This window comes from Pseudomonas sp. H26/SER47-MNA-CIBAN-0231, from assembly GCF_040310465.1.
GTDB classification, from domain to species: Bacteria; Pseudomonadota; Gammaproteobacteria; order Pseudomonadales; family Pseudomonadaceae; genus Aquipseudomonas; species Aquipseudomonas atacamensis.
In genome coordinates, this window is the sequence record NZ_JBEOPW010000004.1 from 328,198 (window position 1) to 349,401 (window position 21,204).

Annotated in this window: 18 protein-coding genes; 14 read left to right on the forward strand and 4 right to left on the reverse strand. The window is 60.9% G+C overall.

Annotated elements, in window-relative coordinates:
- Positions 1-44: 44 nt before the first annotated feature.
- The 3 genes from AAEZ10_RS08935 to gap all read right to left on the reverse strand — a co-directional run bounded on the left by AAEZ10_RS08935 (position 45) and on the right by gap (position 2,837).
- A complete protein-coding gene (locus AAEZ10_RS08935) occupies positions 45-1,010 on the reverse strand; it encodes a FecR family protein (RefSeq protein ID WP_122611770.1) in 966 nt (321 codons plus the stop codon).
- Positions 1,011-1,111: 101 nt separating this feature from the next.
- A complete protein-coding gene (locus AAEZ10_RS08940) occupies positions 1,112-1,639 on the reverse strand; it encodes an RNA polymerase sigma factor (RefSeq protein ID WP_016773525.1) in 528 nt (175 codons plus the stop codon).
- A 196-nt stretch (positions 1,640-1,835) separates the two neighbouring features.
- On the reverse strand, positions 1,836-2,837 hold the full coding sequence (gene gap / locus AAEZ10_RS08945; protein ID WP_024014065.1) for a type I glyceraldehyde-3-phosphate dehydrogenase: 1,002 nt from the start codon (positions 2,835-2,837) through the stop codon (positions 1,836-1,838).
- Positions 2,838-3,057: 220 nt separating this feature from the next.
- Here gap and edd point away from each other — a divergent pair, with 220 nt between their 5' ends.
- The 11 genes from edd (at position 3,058) to AAEZ10_RS09000 (ending at position 17,085) form a co-directional block, all read left to right on the forward strand.
- The gene (edd, locus tag AAEZ10_RS08950) at positions 3,058-4,884 is read left to right on the forward strand and encodes a phosphogluconate dehydratase (protein ID WP_071173347.1); all 1,827 of its coding nucleotides are present in this window, start codon (positions 3,058-3,060) and stop codon (positions 4,882-4,884) included.
- Positions 4,881-5,840 carry a glucokinase gene (locus AAEZ10_RS08955; RefSeq protein WP_073472029.1) on the forward strand — a complete coding sequence of 320 codons (960 nt, stop codon included), beginning with the start codon at positions 4,881-4,883 and terminating at the stop codon, positions 5,838-5,840. The genes edd and AAEZ10_RS08955 overlap by 4 nt, the downstream gene beginning before the upstream one ends.
- Positions 5,841-6,014: 174 nt before the next feature.
- Positions 6,015-6,746 (forward strand): response regulator, encoded by a 732-nt coding sequence (locus AAEZ10_RS08960; protein WP_016773529.1) that lies wholly within the window; start codon positions 6,015-6,017, stop codon positions 6,744-6,746.
- Complete coding sequence (locus tag AAEZ10_RS08965; protein WP_071173345.1) at positions 6,736-8,205, forward strand: ATP-binding protein; 1,470 nt, start codon at positions 6,736-6,738, stop codon at positions 8,203-8,205. Before AAEZ10_RS08960 ends, AAEZ10_RS08965 begins: the two co-directional genes overlap by 11 nt.
- Positions 8,206-8,540: 335 nt before the next feature.
- Positions 8,541-9,800 (forward strand): D-mannose isomerase, encoded by a 1,260-nt coding sequence (locus AAEZ10_RS08970; protein ID WP_350568838.1) that lies wholly within the window; start codon positions 8,541-8,543, stop codon positions 9,798-9,800.
- Between the two features lie 118 nt (positions 9,801-9,918).
- Positions 9,919-11,220, forward strand: a complete 1,302-nt coding sequence (locus AAEZ10_RS08975) for an ABC transporter substrate-binding protein (protein ID WP_273528988.1) — start codon at positions 9,919-9,921, stop codon at positions 11,218-11,220.
- A gap of 214 nt (positions 11,221-11,434) precedes the next feature.
- On the forward strand, positions 11,435-12,343 hold the full coding sequence (locus AAEZ10_RS08980) for a carbohydrate ABC transporter permease (RefSeq protein ID WP_016773533.1): 909 nt from the start codon (positions 11,435-11,437) through the stop codon (positions 12,341-12,343).
- Complete coding sequence (locus AAEZ10_RS08985) at positions 12,336-13,181, forward strand: carbohydrate ABC transporter permease (RefSeq protein ID WP_039758116.1); 846 nt, start codon at positions 12,336-12,338, stop codon at positions 13,179-13,181. The genes AAEZ10_RS08980 and AAEZ10_RS08985 overlap by 8 nt, the downstream gene beginning before the upstream one ends.
- Before the next feature lie 2 nt (positions 13,182-13,183).
- Entirely contained in the window at positions 13,184-14,344 is a 1,161-nt protein-coding gene (locus AAEZ10_RS08990; RefSeq protein ID WP_064364972.1) for an ABC transporter ATP-binding protein, read from the forward strand.
- 228 nt (positions 14,345-14,572) lie between these two features.
- Positions 14,573-15,922: a carbohydrate porin gene (locus tag AAEZ10_RS08995; RefSeq protein WP_016773536.1), complete on the forward strand. Its 1,350-nt coding sequence runs from the start codon at positions 14,573-14,575 to the stop codon at positions 15,920-15,922.
- A gap of 308 nt (positions 15,923-16,230) precedes the next feature.
- Positions 16,231-17,085 carry a D-hexose-6-phosphate mutarotase gene (locus AAEZ10_RS09000; RefSeq protein ID WP_350568840.1) on the forward strand — a complete coding sequence of 285 codons (855 nt, stop codon included), beginning with the start codon at positions 16,231-16,233 and terminating at the stop codon, positions 17,083-17,085.
- 122 nt (positions 17,086-17,207) lie between these two features.
- On the opposite strand, the gene AAEZ10_RS09005 is transcribed toward AAEZ10_RS09000, so the two are convergent.
- Positions 17,208-18,068, reverse strand: coding sequence for a MurR/RpiR family transcriptional regulator (locus tag AAEZ10_RS09005; protein WP_169842436.1), 861 nt, complete (start codon positions 18,066-18,068; stop codon positions 17,208-17,210).
- A 226-nt stretch (positions 18,069-18,294) separates the two neighbouring features.
- Here AAEZ10_RS09005 and zwf point away from each other — a divergent pair, with 226 nt between their 5' ends.
- Genes zwf through AAEZ10_RS09020 form a run of 3 tightly spaced genes read left to right on the forward strand, consistent with a single transcriptional unit; the run spans position 18,295 to position 21,144 of the window.
- Positions 18,295-19,761 carry a glucose-6-phosphate dehydrogenase gene (gene zwf / locus AAEZ10_RS09010; protein ID WP_016773537.1) on the forward strand — a complete coding sequence of 489 codons (1,467 nt, stop codon included), beginning with the start codon at positions 18,295-18,297 and terminating at the stop codon, positions 19,759-19,761.
- The gene (gene pgl, locus AAEZ10_RS09015; RefSeq protein ID WP_130928866.1) at positions 19,748-20,461 is read left to right on the forward strand and encodes a 6-phosphogluconolactonase; all 714 of its coding nucleotides are present in this window, start codon (positions 19,748-19,750) and stop codon (positions 20,459-20,461) included. The genes zwf and pgl overlap by 14 nt, the downstream gene beginning before the upstream one ends.
- A gap of 17 nt (positions 20,462-20,478) precedes the next feature.
- Entirely contained in the window at positions 20,479-21,144 is a 666-nt protein-coding gene (locus tag AAEZ10_RS09020; protein ID WP_016773539.1) for a bifunctional 4-hydroxy-2-oxoglutarate aldolase/2-dehydro-3-deoxy-phosphogluconate aldolase, read from the forward strand.
- Positions 21,145-21,204: the final 60 nt, after the last annotated feature.

Consider the following 21,204-nt stretch of genomic DNA (forward strand, 5'->3'; position numbering starts at 1 on the left):
ACGAGACGTACTGTCGTTGGCTATCGAGTAAAAATAATTCTCATTCAGTTCAGAATCACCAGCGCAGGGAATTCCTGCAGGCGTGCCGAGGTGATGTGGGCGAGGGAGCGGACCACGTCGAGCGGCTGGTCGAGACGGTAATTGCCGGTGACGGCGACGTCGGCCAGTTGCTCGTTGTTGTTGATGATCCAGCCCGGATAGTAGCGGCGCAGCTCGGCCAGCACCTGATTCAGCGGGCAGTTCTCGAACACCAGACGGCCTTCAACCCAGGCCAGATCGGCATTGGCGTCGAGCTTGGCCGGGCGATCAAAACCGTTGGGGCCGATGCGAATGCTTTCCCCGGCACGCAGGCGCACCCGGGCATCGTTGTGGGTGGCGCGCAGATCGACATCGCCACGTTGCACATTCACTTGCGCGACCCCGTCGAGGTAGCGCACGGCGAATGCGGTGTCGTGCACGCTTGCCTGCACCGGGCCTGCGTCGATCTCCAGCGGCTGATTGCGCCCGCTGGCGATCTCGAAAAACGCCTCGCCCTGAAACAGCCGGGCCACGCGCTGTTGATCGTTGATGGTGCTGGAAAACGCCGAGTTGGTATTGAGCAGGACCTTCGAGCCGTCCTCCAGTTGCAGCCGCTGACGCTCGCCAACCACGGTCAGGTGATCCGCTTGAATGCGCATCGGCAGGTTGCTGAAACTGAACAGCCCGAGGATCAGCACCGCAGCGGTAGCCAGCGGTTTCCAGTGGGGGCGCAAGCGTTTGAGAAAAGTGATTTTTACCGGTTTTGCTGCCAGAGCCTCGGCGCACAGTGCGACTTGCGGGCCGTCCCAGATCGCCTGGGCCTTGGCGAACGCCTCGGCATTCAACGGATCAGCCGCCAGCCAGGCATGAAATTGCCGGGTCTGTTCCTCATCCGGGCTGCCGAGCACGATGAGCCAGTCCAGCGCCTGGTCCATTGCAGCTGCAGCGTCCCGCGCCGAATCGGGCGAAGGCGGGCGGTGGGTGTCCGTCACGGTGGTTCCTCAGGGCTTCTGGCGAAGCAGTTTCTAGCTTCAAGCTGCAAGCTGCAAGCCGGATGCAATACTGCTTTTTGTTTTTACTTGTAGCTCGCAGCTCAAAACTTGCCGCTGCCGTTATGTCGTTCGGCAACGCCGATGCAGATCGACATGATCAGTTTCAGTTCCTTCTGCACGGTGCTCAGCGAAACATCAAGTTCATCAGCGATTTCCTGATAGCTGTGCCCGTGCAGGCGGCTGAGGATGAAGATCTGTTGCTGGCGCGGGCTGAGTTGGCTGAGGCTCACGTTCAAACGCTCCAGCAGTTGTTCGGCGTGGGCGGCGTCTTCAGCGCTGCTGGCCGGCGCGGCGATGCTCTGCACCACGTCCTGTGGTACATCGTCGACCATGGTCCGCGCATGAATCTTGCGCGCACGCAAATGATCCAGCGCCAGATTGCGCGCGGTCTGGAAGACAAAGGGTTCAAGGTGATCGATGGCCCGTTCGCTCAACGCCCGGGTCACGCGCAGGTAGGTCTCCTGCAACAGGTCTTCAGCGGTGCTGTGATTGTTGACCATCCGTTCCAGCGTGCGCAGCAGGGAAGTGCGCTGGGCGAGGAAGACGTGGTTGAAGCGCGATTGACTCACGGGAGGACCTGATCCATTTCGAGCGAATGATAATGCTTATCATCCAGCTGAATGGTCAAGTGCTGATTTCGAATTGAAATCGGATCTCCTGTGGGAGCGAGCCTGCTCGCGAAGGCGTCGTGTCAGTCAATTCCATCGACTGACAGAAAGCTTTCGCGAGCAAGCTCGCTCCCACAGGGTTTGGGGCCGGCCGGGATTATTCGGCGTTACACAACGCCAGGCAGTTATCCAGCATGCGGTTGGAGAAGCCCCATTCGTTGTCGTACCAGGCCAGCACTTTCAGCAACTTGCCGCTGACTTTGGTGTGGTTGGCGTCGAAGATCGACGACAGCGGGTTGTGGTTGAAGTCGCTGGAAACCAGCGGCAAGGTGTTGTAACCGAGAATCTTCGAATGCTGGCTGGCCGCTTTCAGCAGGGCGTTGACTTCGTCGGCACTGGCTTCTTTCTTCAGTTGCACGGTGAGGTCGACCAGCGACACATTGATCACCGGTACGCGCACAGCCATGCCGGTCAGTTTGCCCGCCAGTTCCGGCAGCACCAAGCCTACCGCTTCGGCTGCGCCGGTCTTGCTCGGGATCATGTTCTGCGTGGCCGAGCGGGCGCGGTACGGGTCGCTGTGATAAACGTCGGTGAGGTTCTGGTCGTTGGTGTAGGCGTGGATGGTGGTCATCAAACCGCTTTCGATGCCCAGCTCACGATGCAGCACCTGTGCCACTGGCGCGAGGCAGTTGGTGGTGCACGAAGCGTTGGAAATGATCTGGTGCGACTGACGCAGAATGTCGTGGTTGACGCCATAAACGACGGTGGCGTCGGCGCCTTTGGCCGGGGCAGAAATGATCACCTTGCGGGCGCCGGCGCTGATATGCGCGGCGGCTTTGGCACGGTCGGTGAACAGACCGGTGCATTCGAACACTACGTCGATTTTTTCAGCGGCCCACGGCAGGTCGGCCGGGTTGCGAATGGCGCTGACGGCGATGCGGTCGCCATTGACCGTCAGGCTTTCGTTATCGTGCGCCACGTCGGCGTCGAAAGTGCCGTGGACGGTGTCGTATTTGAGCAGATGGGCATTGATCGAACTGTCACCCAGATCGTTGATCGCGACGATCTGCAGGTCTTGACGATAGCCTTGGGTATACAGTGCGCGCAGGACATTACGGCCGATGCGGCCGAAACCATTGATTGCAATTCGAAGAGTCATGGAACAGCGCCGCCGTCGTTTTGTTGTTGGAATTACAAGATTATTCGCATAAAAATAGAAAACAAGCCTTTTTAGTGGCAATATTTTGTTTTATCTACAACGAGTGACCTGAATCAACTGGTCCGAATGGTCAAAAAAGCCGTCTGTCATTCCAACAACAACGGCGTTTGATCAGCATAGACAATCAGGTCGCCACATCCGTTAGCCTGGAGTTCTACACATGCATCCCCGCGTTCTTGAGGTCACCGAACGGCTTATCGCCCGCAGCCGCGCCACGCGTCAGGCTTACCTTGCATTGATTCGCGGCGCCGCCACCGATGGCCCGATGCGCGGCAAGCTGCAATGCGCCAACTTCGCCCACGGCGTGGCCGGGTGCGGCAGCGAAGACAAGCACAGCCTGCGGATGATGAACTCGGCGAACATCGCCATTGTGTCTTCGTATAACGACATGCTCTCGGCGCATCAGCCGTACGAAGTTTTCCCCCAACAAATCAAGAACGCCCTGCGCGAGATCGGCTCGGTCGGCCAGTTCGCCGGCGGCACTCCGGCGATGTGCGATGGCGTGACCCAGGGTGAGCCGGGCATGGAACTGAGCCTGCCCAGCCGCGAAGTGATCGCCATGTCGACCGCCGTGGCGCTGTCGCACAACATGTTTGACGGCGCGCTGATGCTCGGCATCTGCGACAAGATCGTCCCGGGCCTGATGATGGGTTCGCTGCGTTTCGGTCATCTGCCAACGATCTTCGTACCGGGCGGGCCGATGGTTTCGGGGATTTCCAACAAGGAAAAAGCCGACGTCCGCCAGAAGTACGCCGAAGGCAAGGCCACCCGCGAAGAGCTGCTGGAATCGGAGATGAAGTCCTACCACAGCCCGGGCACCTGCACCTTCTACGGCACCGCCAACACCAACCAACTGCTGATGGAAGTCATGGGCCTGCACTTGCCGGGTGCCTCTTTCGTCAACCCGAACACGCCGCTGCGCGACGCGCTGACCCGCGAAGCCGCGCATCAGGTCACGCGCCTGACCAAGCAGAACGGCAACTTCATGCCGATCGGCGAAATCGTCGACGAAAAGGCGCTGGTCAACTCCATCGTTGCCTTGCACGCCACCGGCGGCTCGACCAACCACACCTTGCACATGCCGGCCATCGCCATGGCCGCTGGCATTCAACTGACCTGGCAGGACATGGCCGACCTCTCCGAAGTCGTCCCGACCCTGAGCCACGTCTATCCGAACGGCAAAGCCGACATCAACCACTTCCAGGCAGCGGGCGGCATGTCGTTCCTGATTCGCGAACTGCTCGGCGCCGGCCTGCTGCATGAAGACGTCAACACCGTGCTCGGTCATGGCCTGAGCCAGTACACCAAAGAGCCGTTCCTCGATAACGGCGAGCTGGTCTGGCGCGAGGGCCCGACCGACAGCCTCGACGAAAACATCCTGCGTCCGGTGTCCCGCGCGTTCTCGCAAGAGGGCGGCTTGCGGGTGATGGAAGGCAACCTCGGTCGCGGGGTGATGAAGGTTTCCGCCGTTGCGCTGGAAAACCAGATCGTCGAAGCACCGGCGATGGTGTTCCAGGATCAGCAGGACCTGGCGGACGCATTCAAGGCCGGTCTGCTGGAGAAGGATTTCGTCGCCGTGATGCGCTTCCAGGGCCCGCGTTCCAACGGTATGCCCGAGCTGCACAAGATGACGCCGTTCCTCGGCGTACTGCAGGATCGCGGCTTCAAAGTGGCATTGGTGACTGACGGGCGCATGTCCGGCGCGTCGGGGAAAATCCCCGCAGCGATTCACGTCAGCCCGGAAGCTTATGTCGGTGGCGCTTTGGCGCGCGTGCAAGAGGGCGATATCATCCGCGTCGATGGCGTCAAAGGCACCTTGGAACTGAAGGTCGACGCCGCCGAATTTGCAGCGCGCGAACCTGCCAAGGGCCTGTTGGGCAACAATATTGGCAGCGGCCGCGAGCTGTTTGGCTTCATGCGCATGGCCTTCAGCTCGGCGGAGCAGGGCGCCAGCGCCTTCACTTCTGCCCTGGAGACGCTTAATTGAAACTGGCTTTGGTCGGTGACATCGGAGGCACCAACGCGCGGTTCGCGTTGTGGCAAAACCAGCAACTGCAATCGGTTCAGGTGCTGGCCACGGCCGACTTTGCCAGTCCGGAAGAGGCAATCGCCTTGTACCTGAGCGGGCTCGGGCTGGCGCTGGGTTCGATCGGCTCGGTATGCCTGTCGGTGGCAGGTCCGGTGAGCGGCGATGAATTCAAATTCACCAACAATCACTGGCGGCTCAGCCGCAGCGCGTTCTGCAAGACCTTGCAGGTCGAGCAGTTGTTGCTGACCAACGACTTCTCGGCGATGGCGCTGGGCATGACCCGCTTGCAGCCCGGCGAATTCCGCGTGGTTTGCGAAGGCACGCCGGAGCCGTTGCGCCCGGCGGTGGTGATCGGCCCCGGCACTGGCCTGGGTGTCGGCACCTTGCTTGATCTCGGCGAAGGGCGCTTTGCCGCGTTGCCGGGCGAGGGTGGTCACGTCGACCTGCCGCTGAGCAGCCCGCGCGAGACGCAACTCTGGCAACACATCTACAACGAGATCGGCCATGTCAGCGCGGAAACCGCGTTGAGCGGCGGCGGCCTGCCTCGGCTGTACCGGGCGATCTGCGCGGTGGATGGTCATGAGCCGAAGCTGGAGACGCCGGAAGCGATCACCGCCGCCGGCCTGGCCGGTGACCCGATTGCTTTGGAAGTGCTCGAGCAGTTCTGCTGCTGGCTCGGGCGCGTCGCCGGCAACAACGTGCTCACCACCGGCGCGCGCGGTGGCGTGTTCATCGTTGGCGGGGTGATTCCACGCTTCGCCGATTTCTTCCTCGCCAGCGGCTTCGCCCGCTGCTTCGCCGACAAGGGCTGCATGAGCGATTACTTCAAAGGCATCCCGGTCTGGCTGGTGACCGCGCCGTATTCCGGCCTGGTCGGCGCCGGTGTGGCGCTGGATCAAGCAACACCTGCATAGAGATCGTTCCCACGCTGCGCGTGGGAATGCCTCAAGGGACGCTCCGCGTCCAGTGACGCGGAGCGTCACGGGCTGCATTCCCACGCAGAGCATGGGAACGATCAACAGGCGACAAATTTTCCAGGTTCATCAGGCATAATCCGCCCCAACTCCAACAACAAGGATGCCTTCGAAGTGAGCTCAGTCAACAAGTCGATATTGTTGGTCGATGACGACCAGGAAATACGCGAGTTGCTGGAAACCTACCTGACCCGCGCCGGGTTTCAGGTGAGGGCCACCGCCGATGGTGCCGGTTTTCGTCAGGCGCTCAACGAGGCGCCGAGCGATCTGGTGATCCTCGATGTCATGCTGCCCGACGAAGATGGTTTCAGCCTGTGCCGCTGGGTGCGCCAGCATCCGCGTCAGGCGCAGGTGCCGATCATCATGCTGACCGCCAGCTCCGACGAAGCCGACCGCGTGATCGGTCTGGAACTCGGCGCCGACGACTACCTCGGCAAACCGTTCAGCCCGCGCGAACTGCAAGCGCGGATCAAGGCCCTGCTGCGCCGCGCACAGTTCGCCCACGAACGCAGCGGCAGCGAAGTGCTGGTCTTCGACGACTGGCGCCTGGACACGGTCAGTCATCGGCTGTTCCACACCGACGGCGAGGAAGTGATTCTTTCCGGCGCCGATTTCGCCCTGCTGAAACTGTTCCTCGACCACCCGCAGCAAATCCTCGACCGCGACACCATCGGCAACGCCACCCGTGGCCGCGATCTGATGCCGCTCGATCGCATCGTCGACATGGCCGTCAGTCGTTTGCGCCAACGCCTGCGCGACACCGAAAAACCGCCACGGCTGATCCGCACCGTACGTGGCAGCGGTTATCAGTTGGCAGCCAATGTGGTTGCCGGCAATGCTCACTGAGGCGCTGGGCAAATTCGCCAGTCGCATACCGGTGCCGCGCTCACTGCTCGGGCGGATGCTGCTGCTGACTCTGCTGGCGGTGCTGTTCGCGCAGACGCTGTCGAGCGTGATCTGGGTATCGCAGTTGCGCGCCACTCAACTCGAAGGCCTGGTCACCAGTGCCCGCAGCCTGGCGCATTCGATGACCGCCAGCGTCAGCTATTTCCGTTCCCTGCCGGTGGCCTACCGACCGCTGGTGCTCGATCAGTTGCGCAGCATGGGCGGCACCCGGTTTGTCGTGACGCTCAATGACAAACCGCTGGGCATGGACGTGCTGCCGGTGACGCCCCGCAAGGCTGCGGTGATGCAAGCGGTGGACGAAGTGCTGCGCCAGTCTCTGGGCCATGACACGGATATTTCCGTGACCTTCGTCAGCCCCGAAGACCTGCGGATTTTCAACGCAGGGTTGAAACTTGATGAATTGCCGCGCTCCTGGGCGCATTACGCGCTGACCCTGGAGCCGGTGAATCCGCCGGTGCTGGTCACGCAGATTCAAATGGCCCCGGGCGAATGGCTGTACATCGCCTCGTTGCTGCCGGAGCCGTACACCAGTCTCGAAGAGCAAGGCCTGCCGGCGCAGCAGGTGTGGTTTATCGTCCTCACCAGCGGCTTTTTGCTGTTGTTCATCGGCCTGCTGGTGCACTGGCAGAGCCGGCCGCTCAAGCGTCTGGCGCGGGCAGCGCGGGACCTGTCGCTGGGCGCCGATGTCGAGCCGGTGGCGGAGGGCGGCGGCAGTGAAGTGGTGGAGGTGGGCCGAGCGTTCAATACCATGCGCGAACGCATCAGCCGTTACCTGACCGAACGCAGCCAGTTGTTCAGCGCGATTTCCCACGACCTGCGCACGCCGATCACCCGCCTGCGCTTGCGCGTCGAGCTGCTCGAGGACGAACAGCTGCAAGCCAAGTTCGGCCGCGATCTGGATGAGCTGGAGCTGCTGGTCAAAGGCGCGTTGCAATGCGTGAAAGACACCGACATCCACGAGAACATCGAGCCCGTGGATCTCAATCATGTCCTCGATTGCCTGGTCGAGCCGTATCTGGCGCCGAACGGCAATGGCCGCGTCACTCAGCATGGCCGCGCGCTGTCGGCGTATCCGGGCAAACCACTGGCGCTCAAGCGCTGCATCGGCAACCTGATCGACAACGCCTTGAAGTACGGGCAGAACGCGCATCTGCACATCGATGACGATGACAGCGCCTTTGTTCTGCATGTCGATGATGAAGGGCCGGGTGTGCCGCAGCAGCGGCTGGAGCAGGTGTTCGAGCCGCACTTCCGCCTGGCGGGGCAGCAGCAGGGTTATGGCTTGGGCCTTGGCATTGCGCGCAACATTGCCCATAGCCATGGCGGCGAGGTGACGTTGCAGAACCTGCGTGAAGGTGGGTTGCGGGTGACGTTGCAGTTGCCTCGGTCTGTGGATTAACCCCGAAAAGCCCCTCACCCTAGCCCTCTCCCAGAGGGAGAGGGGACCGATTGGGGGATGCTTGAGAGATACGCCGACCTGAACGTGCAATATCGAATCCCAAATCGGTTCGGGGCATTACCCAATCCATAATCGACTCAGTGGTTCCAGGTCGACGGAGGACGCAAGACACCTCGGTCGGCCCCCTCTCCCTCCGGGAGAGGGTTGGGGTGAGGGTGCTTTTGCTCTTCTCTTTTGTCACGAGCCAGTGACAAACCCCGCCCCCTTCGTTACAAGCCCGCCCCGGCTCGTTGTTTAGACTGCCCGCAGTCCTAACAACAAAAAAGGGTCACGCCATGGACACCTTTCACCCAGACTTCAGCAGTTGGCTGAACGCCCCTGCCCACCAGCAATGGCTAGCCGCCGAAGGCCTGCGTCTGCTGGATTTCGCCAAGGCATCACGACTGCCCGAAGGCTTCGGCAACCTCGACGAGCGCGGCCGTCTGCCAGCGAACGCACAAGCCGAAACCATGAACACCGCGCGCATGACCCACAGCTTCGCCATGGCGCACATTCAGGGCCTGCCGGGGTTTGCCGAGCTGGTCGACCACGGTATCGCCGCGTTGCGCGGGCCACTGCGTGATGCGTTGCACGGCGGCTGGTTTGCGGTTGCCGGACACCGCGACGACAACACCGGCAAGAACGCCTATCTGCACGCCTTTGTCGCGCTCGCCGCCAGCTCCGCCGTGGTCGCACAACGGCCCGGCGCTCAAGCTTTGCTCGATGACGCCATCGACATCATCGACACTTATTTCTGGAGCGAAGAAGAGGGCGCCATGCGCGAATTCTTCAATCGCGACTGGAGCGAAGAAGAAGCCTATCGCGGCGCCAACAGCAACATGCACGCGACCGAAGCATTCCTCGCGCTGGCCGATGTCACCGAAGATCCGCGCTGGCTGGTGCGCGCCCAGCGCATCGTCGAACGAGTGATCCATGGTCACGCTGCAGCCAACGACTACATGGTCATCGAACACTTCGATCGCGACTGGCAACCGCTGCGCGAATACAACCACGACAATCCGGCTGACGGTTTTCGTCCTTACGGCACCACGCCGGGCCACGGTTTCGAGTGGGCGCGCTTGCTCCTGCATCTTGAAGCCGCGCGGGTGCAGGCCGGCATGCTTACGCCGGGCTGGCTGGCGACTGATGCGCAAAAACTCTTCGAAAACAATTGCCGCCACGGCTGGAATGTCGATGGCGCACCGGGCATTGTCTACACCCTCGACTGGCACAACAAAGCCGTGGTCCGCCATCGCCTGCACTGGACGCATGCCGAAGCCAGCGCCGCCGCCAGTGCCTTGCTCAAACGCACCGGCGACGTGCAATACGAAACCTGGTACCGACTGTTCTGGGAGTTCTGTGAGACGAATTTCATCGACCGTTGCCACGGCAGTTGGCACCACGAACTCAATCCGCAGAATGTGCCAAGTGCCGATATCTGGCCGGGCAAGCCCGATCTGTATCACGCCTGGCAGGCTGTGCTGATTCCGCGATTGCCGCTGGCGCCGAGCATGGCCACGGCTTTGGCGCAGCTGTCCCAGCCTGTTCCTGTGTAACCATGTCGTGACATTTACGCGTCCCTTCGTTACCTGCGAAGCGAAACGCTCTGTTTAAACTCCGTGCAGCGCAAGCACCAGACTTGCAATGCATAACAACAAGAAAGGTACATCTCGAATGAATGCGATTTCTCGCCTCGCTACTGTCATTTCTGTCGCCTCCCTGTTCCCGCTCGCAATCCTGCCGCTCAGTGTCTCCGCCGCCGATTCCAAAGGCTCGGTCGAAGTCGTGCACTGGTGGACTTCCGGTGGCGAAAAAGCCGCTGTCGATGTGCTCAAGGCCCAAGTCGAAAAAGACGGTTTCACCTGGAAAGACGGCGCTGTCGCCGGTGGTGGCGGTGCGACTGCCATGACCGTGCTGAAAAGCCGTGCCGTCGCCGGCAACCCGCCAGGCGTTGCCCAGATCAAAGGCCCGGATATCCAGGAATGGGCGTCGACCGGTCTGCTCGACACCGACGTTTTGAAAGACGTCGCCAAGTCGGAAAAGTGGGACAGCCTGCTCGACAAGAAAGTCTCCGATACCGTGAAGTACGACGGTGATTACGTGGCCGTGCCGGTGAACATTCACCGCGTGAACTGGCTGTGGATCAACCCGGAAGTCTTCAAGAAAGCCGGCATCACCAAGAATCCAACCACCCTCGAAGAGTTCTATGCAGCCGGCGACAAGCTGAAAGCGGCGGGTTTCATTCCGCTCGCCCACGGCGGTCAGCCTTGGCAGGACAGCACCGTGTTCGAAGCTGTGGTGCTCTCGGTCATGGGCGTGGATGGCTACAAGAAAGCCCTGGTCGATCTCGACAACAAAGCGCTGACCGGCCCGGAAATGGTCAAGGCGCTCACTGAGCTGAAGAAAGTCGCGACCTACATGGACGCGGACGGCAAAGGCCAGGACTGGAACCTCGAAGCGGCCAAGGTCATCAACGGCAAGGCCGGCATGCAGATCATGGGTGACTGGGCCAAGTCCGAATGGACCGCCGCCAAGAAAGTCGCCGGCAAGGACTACGACTGCGTAGCGTTCCCGGGCACCGACAAGGCGTTCACCTACAACATCGACTCGCTGGCCGTGTTCAAGCAGAAGGACGCAGGTACTGCGGCCGGTCAGCAGGACATCGCCAAAGTCGTGCTGGGTGAGAACTTCCAGAAAGTCTTCAGCATCAACAAAGGCTCGATCCCGGTGCGCAACGACATGTTGAACGACATGGACAAGCTCGGCTTCGACTCCTGCGCACAGACCGCTGCCAAGGACTTCCTCGCGGACGCCAAGTCCGGCGGCCTGCAACCAAGCATGGCGCACAACATGGCGACCACGCTGGCCGTGCAGGGCGCGTTCTTTGACGTAGTCACCAACTACATCAACGACCCGAAAGCCGACCCGGCCGATGCTGCGAAGAAACTCGGCGCGGCGGTTCAGTCGGCCAAGTAATGCTTGGCCCCTGTGGGAGTGAGCGTTTGTGGTGAGGGGATTCATCCCCGATGGGTTGCGAAGCGACCCCGGAAAGTTGCAGCGGTGCAGTGTCTGAAATACCGCATGTAATGATTTCGCGACTGCTGCGCAGTCGATCGGGGATAAATCCCCTCGCCACAAGGCTCACTTCTGCAAGGGAATGCTTTCGTAAACCCTTATTGTGGATTTCCCCATGAGTTCTGTTGCTGTGTTCAGCAAGGCCTCGCCGTTCGATGCATTGCAGCGCTGGCTACCGAAACTGGTGCTGGCGCCGAGCATGTTCATCGTGCTGGTGGGCTTCTATGGCTACATCCTGTGGACGTTCATTCTGTCGTTCACCACCTCGACTTTCCTGCCCAACTACAAGTGGGCCGGTCTGGCGCAATACGCGCGGTTGTTCGACAACGATCGCTGGTGGGTGGCGAGCAAGAACCTCGCCGTGTTCGGCGGCATGTTCATCGGCATTACCCTGGTGATCGGCGTGTTGCTGGCGGTGTTCCTCGACCAGCGCATCCGTCGCGAAGGCTTTATCCGCACCATTTACCTGTACCCGATGGCGCTCTCGATGATCGTCACCGGTACCGCATGGAAATGGCTGCTCAACCCGGGCATGGGCCTGGACAAATTGTTGCGTGACTGGGGCTGGGAAGGCTTCCGTCTGGACTGGTTGATCGACCCCGATCGCGTGGTCTACTGCCTGGTGATCGCCGCTGTGTGGCAAGCCTCTGGCTTCATCATGGCGATGTTCCTCGCCGGCCTGCGTGGCGTCGATCAATCGATCATCCGTGCTGCGCAGATCGACGGCGCGAGCATGCCGCGCATTTACTGGAAAGTCGTGCTGCCAAGCCTGCGTCCGGTGTTCTTCAGTGCGGTGATGATCCTCGCGCACATCGCGATCAAGAGCTTCGACCTCGTTGCGGCAATGACCGCCGGCGGTCCGGGTTATTCCTCCGACCTGCCAGCGATGTTCATGTATTCCTTCACCTTCAGTCGCGGCCAGATGGGCATGGGCTCGGCCAGTGCGATTCTGATGCTCGGTGCGATCCTCGCGATCATCGTGCCTTACCTGTATTCCGAGCTGAGGACCAAGCGTCATGACTAGTCTCGCTGCCAAACCTGCGATCAGCTTGAGCCGCATCGCGATCTACGCTGTGCTGATCCTTGCGGTGTTCCTCTATCTGGTGCCGCTGGTGGTGATGTTGCTGACCAGCTTCAAGACCCCGGAAGATATCAGCACCGGCAACCTGTTGAGCTGGCCGACCGTGGTCAGCGGCATTGGCTGGGTCAAGGCCTGGGCCACGGTTGACGGCTACTTCTGGAACTCGATCAAGATCACCGTACCGGCCGTCATCATCTCCACCGCCATCGGTGCGTTGAACGGTTACGTGCTGTCGATGTGGCGCTTCCGTGGATCGCAGTTGTTTTTCGGTCTGCTGCTGTTCGGCTGCTTCCTGCCGTTCCAGACCGTGCTGCTGCCGGCCTCGTTCACCCTCGGCAAGATGGGCCTGGCGAGCACCACCACCGGCTTGGTCTTCGTGCACGTGGTCTACGGTCTGGCGTTCACCACGCTGTTCTTCCGCAACTACTACGTGAGCATTCCCGATGCGCTGGTCAAGGCTGCGCGTCTGGATGGCGCGGGTTTCTTCACGATTTTCCGCCGCATCATTCTGCCGATGTCGACGCCGATCATCATGGTCTGCCTGATCTGGCAGTTCACCCAGATCTGGAACGACTTCCTGTTCGGGGTGGTGTTCTCCAGCGGTGATTCGCAACCGATCACCGTGGCGCTCAATAACCTGGTCAACACCAGCACCGGCGCCAAGGAATACAACGTGGATATGGCAGCGGCGATGATCGCCGGCCTGCCGACCCTGCTGGTCTATGTGGTCGCAGGCAAGTATTTCGTGCGCGGGCTGACGGCCGGCGCGGTCAAGGGGTAATCATGGCTACGCTTGAACTTCGCAACGTAAACAAGACCTACGGGGCCGGCCTGCCGGACACCCTGAAGAACATCGAACTGTCGATCAAGGACGGTGAATTCCTGATCCTCGTCGGCCCGTCGGGCTGCGGCAAATCGACCTTGATGAACTGCATCGCCGGTCTGGAAACCATCACTGGCGGCGCGATCATGATCGGTGATCAGGACGTCAGCGGCATGAGCCCCAAGGATCGCGACATCGCCATGGTGTTCCAGTCCTACGCGCTGTACCCGACCATGAGCGTGCGCGAGAACATCGAGTTCGGCCTGAAGATCCGCAAGATGCCGCAGGCAGCGATCGACGAAGAAGTCGCCCGCGTCGCCAAGCTGTTGCAGATCGAACACCTGCTCAATCGCAAGCCGGGCCAGCTCTCCGGTGGTCAGCAACAGCGCGTGGCGATGGGCCGTGCTCTGGCGCGGCGGCCGAAGATCTACCTGTTCGACGAACCGCTGTCGAACCTCGACGCCAAGCTGCGCGTCGAGATGCGCACCGAAATGAAACTGATGCACCAGCGCCTGAAAACCACCACGGTCTACGTGACCCACGACCAGATCGAAGCGATGACTCTGGGCGACAAGGTCGCGGTGATGAAGGACGGCATCATTCAGCAGTTCGGTACGCCGAAAGACATCTACAACGACCCGGCCAACCTGTTCGTCGCAAGCTTCATCGGTTCGCCGCCGATGAACTTCATCCCCCTGCGTTTGCAGCGCAAGGACGGTCGTCTGCTGGCGCTGCTCGACAGCGGCCAGGCGCGCTGCGAATTGCCGATGAGCATGCAGGACGCCGGCCTTGAAGACCGCGAAGTGATCCTCGGCCTGCGCCCGGAGCAGATCGTTCTGGCGAACGGCGAGGGCAATGGTCTGCCGAGCATCCGCGCGGAAGTGCAGGTCACCGAACCGACCGGTCCGGACACCCTGGTGTTCGTCAACTTGAACGACACCAAGGTCTGCTGCCGACTGGCGCCGGACGTGGCACCGCAGGTGGGCGAAAGCCTGACGCTGCAGTTCGATCCATCGAAAGTGTTGTTGTTCGACGCCAATACCGGCGAGCGCCTCGGCACTGCCGGCCAACCGCAGACCGATGCGCGGTCTGCGAACGTCGCCCAGTTCAAGGGGCGCTGAGGAACAAATGTGGGAGCGAGCTTTTGTGGCGAGGGGATTTATCCCCGTTGGGTCGCGCAGCGGCCCCATAAAAGCGGGGTCTGCTACGCAGCCCATCGGGGATAAATCCCCTCGCCACAGGGTTCACTCCTATAAGGAGCACGCGGTGTCCGGCCTGTCGAGCACCGCACTTTATGTAAACCGCGTTAGATAAAAACAGTTAATAACAATAAAGACGAGGATGTAGGGATGAAAAAGAAACACGTCAATGCCCGGTTGATCTGCCAGGTTTCAGCGGCAGCTGCACTGGTGCTGGCCGGTAATGCGATGGCGGCGGATGCGTTCAGCTCCGACTCCAAGTGGATGACCGGCGACTGGGGCGGCGAGCGCACCAAGCTGATCGAGCAGGGTATCGACATCAAGGCCGACTACGTTGGCGAGATGGGCGCCAACCTGAACGGTGGCTACAACGACGACAAGACTGCGCGTTACGCCGACCAGTTCGGTCTGGGCGTGGCCCTCGACCTGCAGAAACTGTGGGGCTGGGACAACACCCAGGCGAAGATCCAGCTGACCAATCGTAACGGTTACAACATCTCCAACGACCGCGTTGGCGATCCGCGTGCCGGCACCCTCAGCTCCTCGCAGGAAGTCTACGGCCGTGGCCACATGGTGCGTCTGACCCAACTGTGGATCCAGCACCAGTTCTTCGACAACAAACTCGACGTCAAGGCCGGTTACTTCGGCGAAGGCGAAGACTTCAACACCTTCCCGTGCGACTTCCAGAACCTGGCGTTCTGCGGTTCGCAAGTGGGTAACTGGGCGACCAACATCTGGTACAACTGGCCCGTCAGCCAGGCCGCGATCCGTGTGAAGTACAACATCAACGACGAGCTCTACGCGCAAATCGGTGCGTACAACCAGAACCCGTCGCAACTGGAACACGGCAACGGCTTCAAGCTCAGCGGCAGCGGCACCAAGGGTACCGTGCTGCCGGTTGAATTGGTCTGGTCGCCGAAGGTCAACAGCCTGCCGGGCGAATACCGCGTCGGTTACTACAAGAGCACGGCCGATGCCGACGACGTTCGCGAAGACGTCAACGGTCTCGATGCGGCAACCACCGGTGATGACTACAAGTCGCACAACAGCAAAAGCGGTTACTGGTTCGTTGCGCAACAGCAACTCACCAGCCACAACGGTGATGCGACTCGCGGTCTGAACATCGCCGCCAACGCGACTTTCCACGACAAGGACACCAACTTCATCGACAACTACCAGTCGGTGATGTTTGTCTACAAAGGCCCGTTCGATGCGCGTCCGAAAGATGACATCGGTATTGGCGCTGCGCGTATCCACGTCAACAAGGACGTCAAGCGCAATGCTGAACTGCTGAACGCTGCGAACGGTGTGTCCGACTACGACAATGCCGCGTTCTCGCCGATTCGTGAAACCGAATACAACTACGAGCTCAACTACGGCATCCATGTCACCAACTGGCTGACCGTGCGTCCCAACCTGCAATACATCACCCATCCGGGCGGTGTGGATGAAGTCGATAACGCTTTGGTCGCTGGCCTGAAAATTCAGTCAACGTTCTGACGCGTCTGCGATAAGCTCCTCTCTATGTGCGCATTTTGCGGACAGCCCAGGCTGTCCGCTTTTTTTTGTGACACCGGTCAGATGTGTTGCTTGATGATTTTTTGTGGCTGGAGAATTTTTTGTGGCGAGGGGATTTATCCCCGCTGGGCTGCGAAGCAGCCCCAAAACCATCCACTGAGGTGTATCAGCGAGAGGCCGTTTTCCAGGTTTGTGACTGCTTCGCAGTCGAACGGGGATAAATCCCCTCGCCACAGTATTCAAGGGTCACAAAGGTAATTGTACCCCCATGATTTTCAGGACCGTAGCCAATGCATGAGCATCCGCTGCAACGCTTCTTCAAATCCCTGCGCGAGCGGCCGGTGTTCGCCTGGGAGCGCTATCAGATGCGCGACGTGTTGGTGATCGATCATCCGCTGTGTCAGGCGGTGTTCAGTCGCCAGGGCGCGCAGTTGCTGCACTTTCAACCGCGCGGGCAGAAGCCGTGGTTGTGGTGCGCGGCGAAGTGGCCGCATGTCGGCGCGATTCGCGGTGGCGTGCCGGTGTGCTGGCCATGGTATGGCCGTCATCCGAGCGAAAACGCGTGGCCGTCCCATGGTTGGGCGCGACTGCTCGACTGGAAACTGCTCGACAGCAGCAGCGCCGAGGATGGCGTGCGCCTGCACTGGCAATTGCAGCTGTGCGATTGGCAGGTCGACCTGCACGCGCACCTGGGCGAACGCATGGAATTGCGCCTGAGCACCGAGCATCAGGACGACATGCCGTGCCAGTTGAGCCAGGCTTTGCACGCTTACTGGCGTATAGGCGATGTTGGTGAGATAGCGCTGTCTGGCCTCGAAGGCGCGCAGGGTTATGATCAATTGAATCGTCAGGTTTGCCAGCAGGAAGGCGAGTTGCGCGTCGATGGCGGGTGTCAGCGGGTGTTCCAGCATGACGGCGAATTGCAGCTCAAGGATCACGCCTGGCAGCGCGAGTTGTGCATCGATACCGGTGACAGCGGCGACACCGTCGTCTGGCATCCCGGAACGCGGCCGTTGCTGGGGGTAAGTTGGGACGAGATTTCCGAGTTCGTCTGCGTGGAAGCAGCGGCGGGTGGCACGGACAGCCTGCACCTGGCGCCGGGGGAGAAGGCGCATTTGAGTTTGCAGGCGTGGGCGGCGGCTTGATCGTTCCCACGCTCTGCGTGGGAATGCAGCCCGGGACGCTCTGCGTCCCTTTCGGAGCCGGAACGCGGAGCGTCCCTTGAGGCATTCCCACGCAGAGCGTGGGAACGATCAGCCTTCAGAGATCAATTGAACTCGTCACCCACCGGATACCGGCTGGCATTCAAGCTCTCTTTGATCTTGCGCAGATGCGGCTGGAAATCCACGCCACGGCGCAAGGTCATCCCGGTCGCCAACACATCCAGCACCGTCAACTGAATGATCCGCGACGTCATCGGCATATAAATGTCGGTGTCTTCCGGCAACGGAATGTTCAGGCTCAAAGTACTGGCCTTGGCCAGCGGTGAATTCTCCGCCGTCAGGCCCAAAACCGAAGCGCCGTTCTCCCGGGCAATCCGCGCCACTTCCACCAGCTCACGGGTACGTCCGGTGTAGGAAATGATCACGAACAGCTCACCGGTGTGCGCCACCGAAGCAATCATCCGCTGCATCAGCACATCGGCATGCGCGGTGACGGCGAGGTTGAAGCGGAAGAACTTGTGCTGCGCATCCAGCGCCACCGGGGCAGAGGCGCCGAGGCCGAAGAAATGGATCTGTCGGGCCTGGATCAACAGGTCGACGGCGCGGCTGATCAGATTCGGGTCGAGCGCCTGGCAAGCACTGTCCAGGGAAGCGATGGCGCTGCCGAAAATCTTCTGCGTGTACGCCTCGGGATTGTCGTCAGCCTCGACCGCGCGGCTGACATACGCCGCGCCACTGGCCAGGCTCTGCGCCAATTGCAGCTTGAGCTCGGGATAGCCGCTGACACCGAACGAGCGGCAGAAGCGGTTGACCGTCGGTTCGCTCACCGAGGCGGCCTGGGCGAGGGCGGCGATGCTGAAGCGGGTGGCCTGCTGCGGGTTGAGCAGGATCACCTCGGCGACCTTACGTTCGGCCTTGTTCAGCTCTTCAAGGCGACTCTGGATCTGTTCCAGTAAATTTCGCACGCGGTCCATATGGAATTCCTGATTCACCGACGCAGAGTTGCGTCGGGCTATGCAAATTGGGCCTTTGATATGGCCCGTGACGGTGGCCTATCCTACTGATGCGTCCGGGCGACCACCACTCGGATTGAGTATTCTGCGAAAATGTTGTGGTTATTACTACATTTTCGCTTGAGTGATGCCTTGAAAAAAGGTATTTGTAGCTTAACTTGATAAAAGAACAAACATCATGCCTTCCATTACGGTTGAACCGTGCACCTTTGCCTTGTTCGGCGCGCTTGGCGATCTGGCCCTGCGCAAGCTGTTTCCTGCCCTGTATCACCTTGACGGTGCCGACCTGCTGCACGAGGACACGCGCATCATCGCGCTGGCCCGTGAGCCCGGCAGCGAGCAGCAGCACATGGCGTTCATCGCCGCCGAATTGCGCCGTTACGTCGGCAAAGAGCTGAACGAAACCGTGGCCGAGCGCTTTCTCGCGCGCCTGACCTATCTGCACGTCGACTTCCTCAAGGCTGAGGATTACGTGGCGCTGGCGGAACTGGCCGGCAGCAGCCAGCGCATGATTGCCTACTTCGCCACCCCGGCGGCGGTGTACGGCGCGATCTGCGAGAACCTCGAGAAAGTCGGTCTGGCCGAAAATACTCGCGTGGTGCTGGAAAAACCGATCGGTTCTGACCTGGAGTCCTCGCGCAAGGTCAACGACGCCGTAGCGCAGTTTTTCCCGGAAGACCGCACCTACCGCATCGACCACTATCTGGGCAAAGAGACCGTTCAGAACCTGATCGCCCTGCGCTTCGCCAACAGCCTGTTCGAAACCCAGTGGAACCAGAATTACATCTCCCACGTGGAAATCACCGTGGCCGAGAAGGTCGGCATCGAAGGCCGTTGGGGCTATTTCGACAAGGCCGGCCAACTGCGCGACATGATCCAGAATCACCTGTTGCAGTTGCTCTGCCTGATTGCCATGGACCCGCCGGCCGACCTGTCCGCCGACAGCATCCGTGACGAGAAAGTGAAAGTGCTCAAGGCGCTCGCGCCGATCAGCCCGGAAGGCCTGACCACGCAAGTGGTGCGCGGCCAGTACATCGCCGGCCACAGCGAGGGGAAATCCGTTCCGGGTTACCTCGAAGAACCGAATTCCAACACCCAGAGCGACACCGAAACCTTCGTCGCCCTGCGTGCCGACATCCGCAACTGGCGCTGGGCCGGCGTGCCGTTCTACCTGCGTACCGGCAAGCGCATGCCGCAGAAGCTGTCGCAGATCGTCATCCACTTCAAGGAACCCTCGCACTACATTTTCGCCCCGGAGCAGCGCCTGCAGATCAGCAACAAACTGATCATCCGCCTGCAACCGGACGAAGGCATTTCCTTGCGCGTGATGACCAAAGAGCAGGGCCTGGACAAGGGCATGCAACTGCGCAGCGGCCCGCTGCAACTGAATTTCTCCGACACCTGGCGTAGCGCGCGGATCCCCGATGCCTATGAGCGGTTGTTGCTGGAAGTGATGAACGGCAATCAGAACCTGTTTGTCCGTAAAGATGAAATCGAAGCCGCGTGGAAGTGGTGTGACCAACTGATCGCCGGGTGGAAGAAATCCGGTGACGCGCCCAAGCCGTATGCGGCCGGGTCGTGGGGGCCGATGAGCTCCATTGCTTTGATCACGCGGGACGGGAGGTCGTGGTATGGCGATATCTGATGTGCAACTGCCGACGGGCGTGACTGCCCGCGAATTCAACAGCCCGGTGCTGCTCGCCGAAGGCCTGGCGCTGAACGTTGCCAAGCAACTGAGCGACGCCATTGCGGCACGCGGCAACGCGGTGCTGGTGGTGTCGGGTGGTCGTAGCCCGGTAGCGTTCTTCCAGCACCTGGCCAAGCAGGAGCTGGACTGGTCGAAGGTCGTTGTGACCCTGGCCGACGAACGCTGGGTGCCGGTGGAACATGCCGACAGCAATGCCGGCCTGCTCAAGCAGTATCTGCTCAAAGGCCCGGCAGCCAAGGCACAGTTCCTCAGCCTCTACAGCGCGGCGGCCAACGTCGAGCAGGCTGCTGAACAGGCTGATCGCTTGCTCGCGGAATTGCCGCCGATCGACGTGCTGGTGCTGGGCATGGGCGATGACGGTCACACCGCGTCGCTATTCCCCGACAGCCCGAACCTCGCCGTAGCCCTGCAAGCCGATGGTACGCGCCGTTGCTGGCCGATGCTGGCGCCCAGCGTGCCGCGTCAGCGCCTGACCATGAGCCGCGCGCTGCTGGCCTCGGCCCGGCACAAGATTCTGTCGATTTCCGGTCAATCGAAACTGACCACCCTGAATGCCGCGCTGGCATCCGATGACGTTGCGGCCATGCCGGTGCGCGCGTTTCTGCAACCTACGTTAGAGATTTACTGGTGCCCATGAGCCAAGGAACAGCCGCTATGACAACCCCATCCCCGACCGTTTCCATGGCGGACAAAGTTGCCCTGATCGACAGTCTCTGCGCCAAGGCGCGGATCCTGCCAGTGATCACCATCGCCCGCGAACAGGACGTGCTGCCGCTGGCCGACGCCCTCGCCGCCGGTGGCCTGACTGCGCTGGAAGTGACCCTGCGTTCGCAGTTCGGCCTCAAGGCCATTCAGATCCTGCGTGAACAGCGTCCGGAACTGATGACCGGTGCCGGCACCGTGCTCGACCGCAACATGCTCGCAGCGGCGGAAGCGGCCGGTTCGCAATTCATCGTCACCCCGGGCATCACTCGTGACCTGCTCGAAGCCAGCGTCGACAGCCCGATTCCGCTGTTGCCGGGCATCAGCAACGCCTCGGGGATCATGGAAGGCTACGGTCTGGGCTATCGCCGCTTCAAGCTGTTCCCGGCGGAAGTCAGCGGTGGCGTGGCGGCAATCAAGGCGCTCGGCGGCCCGTTCGGCGAAGTGAAGTTCTGCCCGACTGGCGGCGTCGGCCCGGCCAATATCAAGAGCTACATGGCGCTGAAAAACGTCATGTGCGTGGGCGGTAGCTGGATGCTTGATCCGGAGTGGATCAAGAACGGCGACTGGGCCCGCATTCAGGAATGCACCGCCGAGGCCCTGGCGCTGCTGGACTGATTGTTACCCGACACTTCGTTGTGTGCTTTACGGCTTTATGGTGCGCTTGGTCGGCGCACC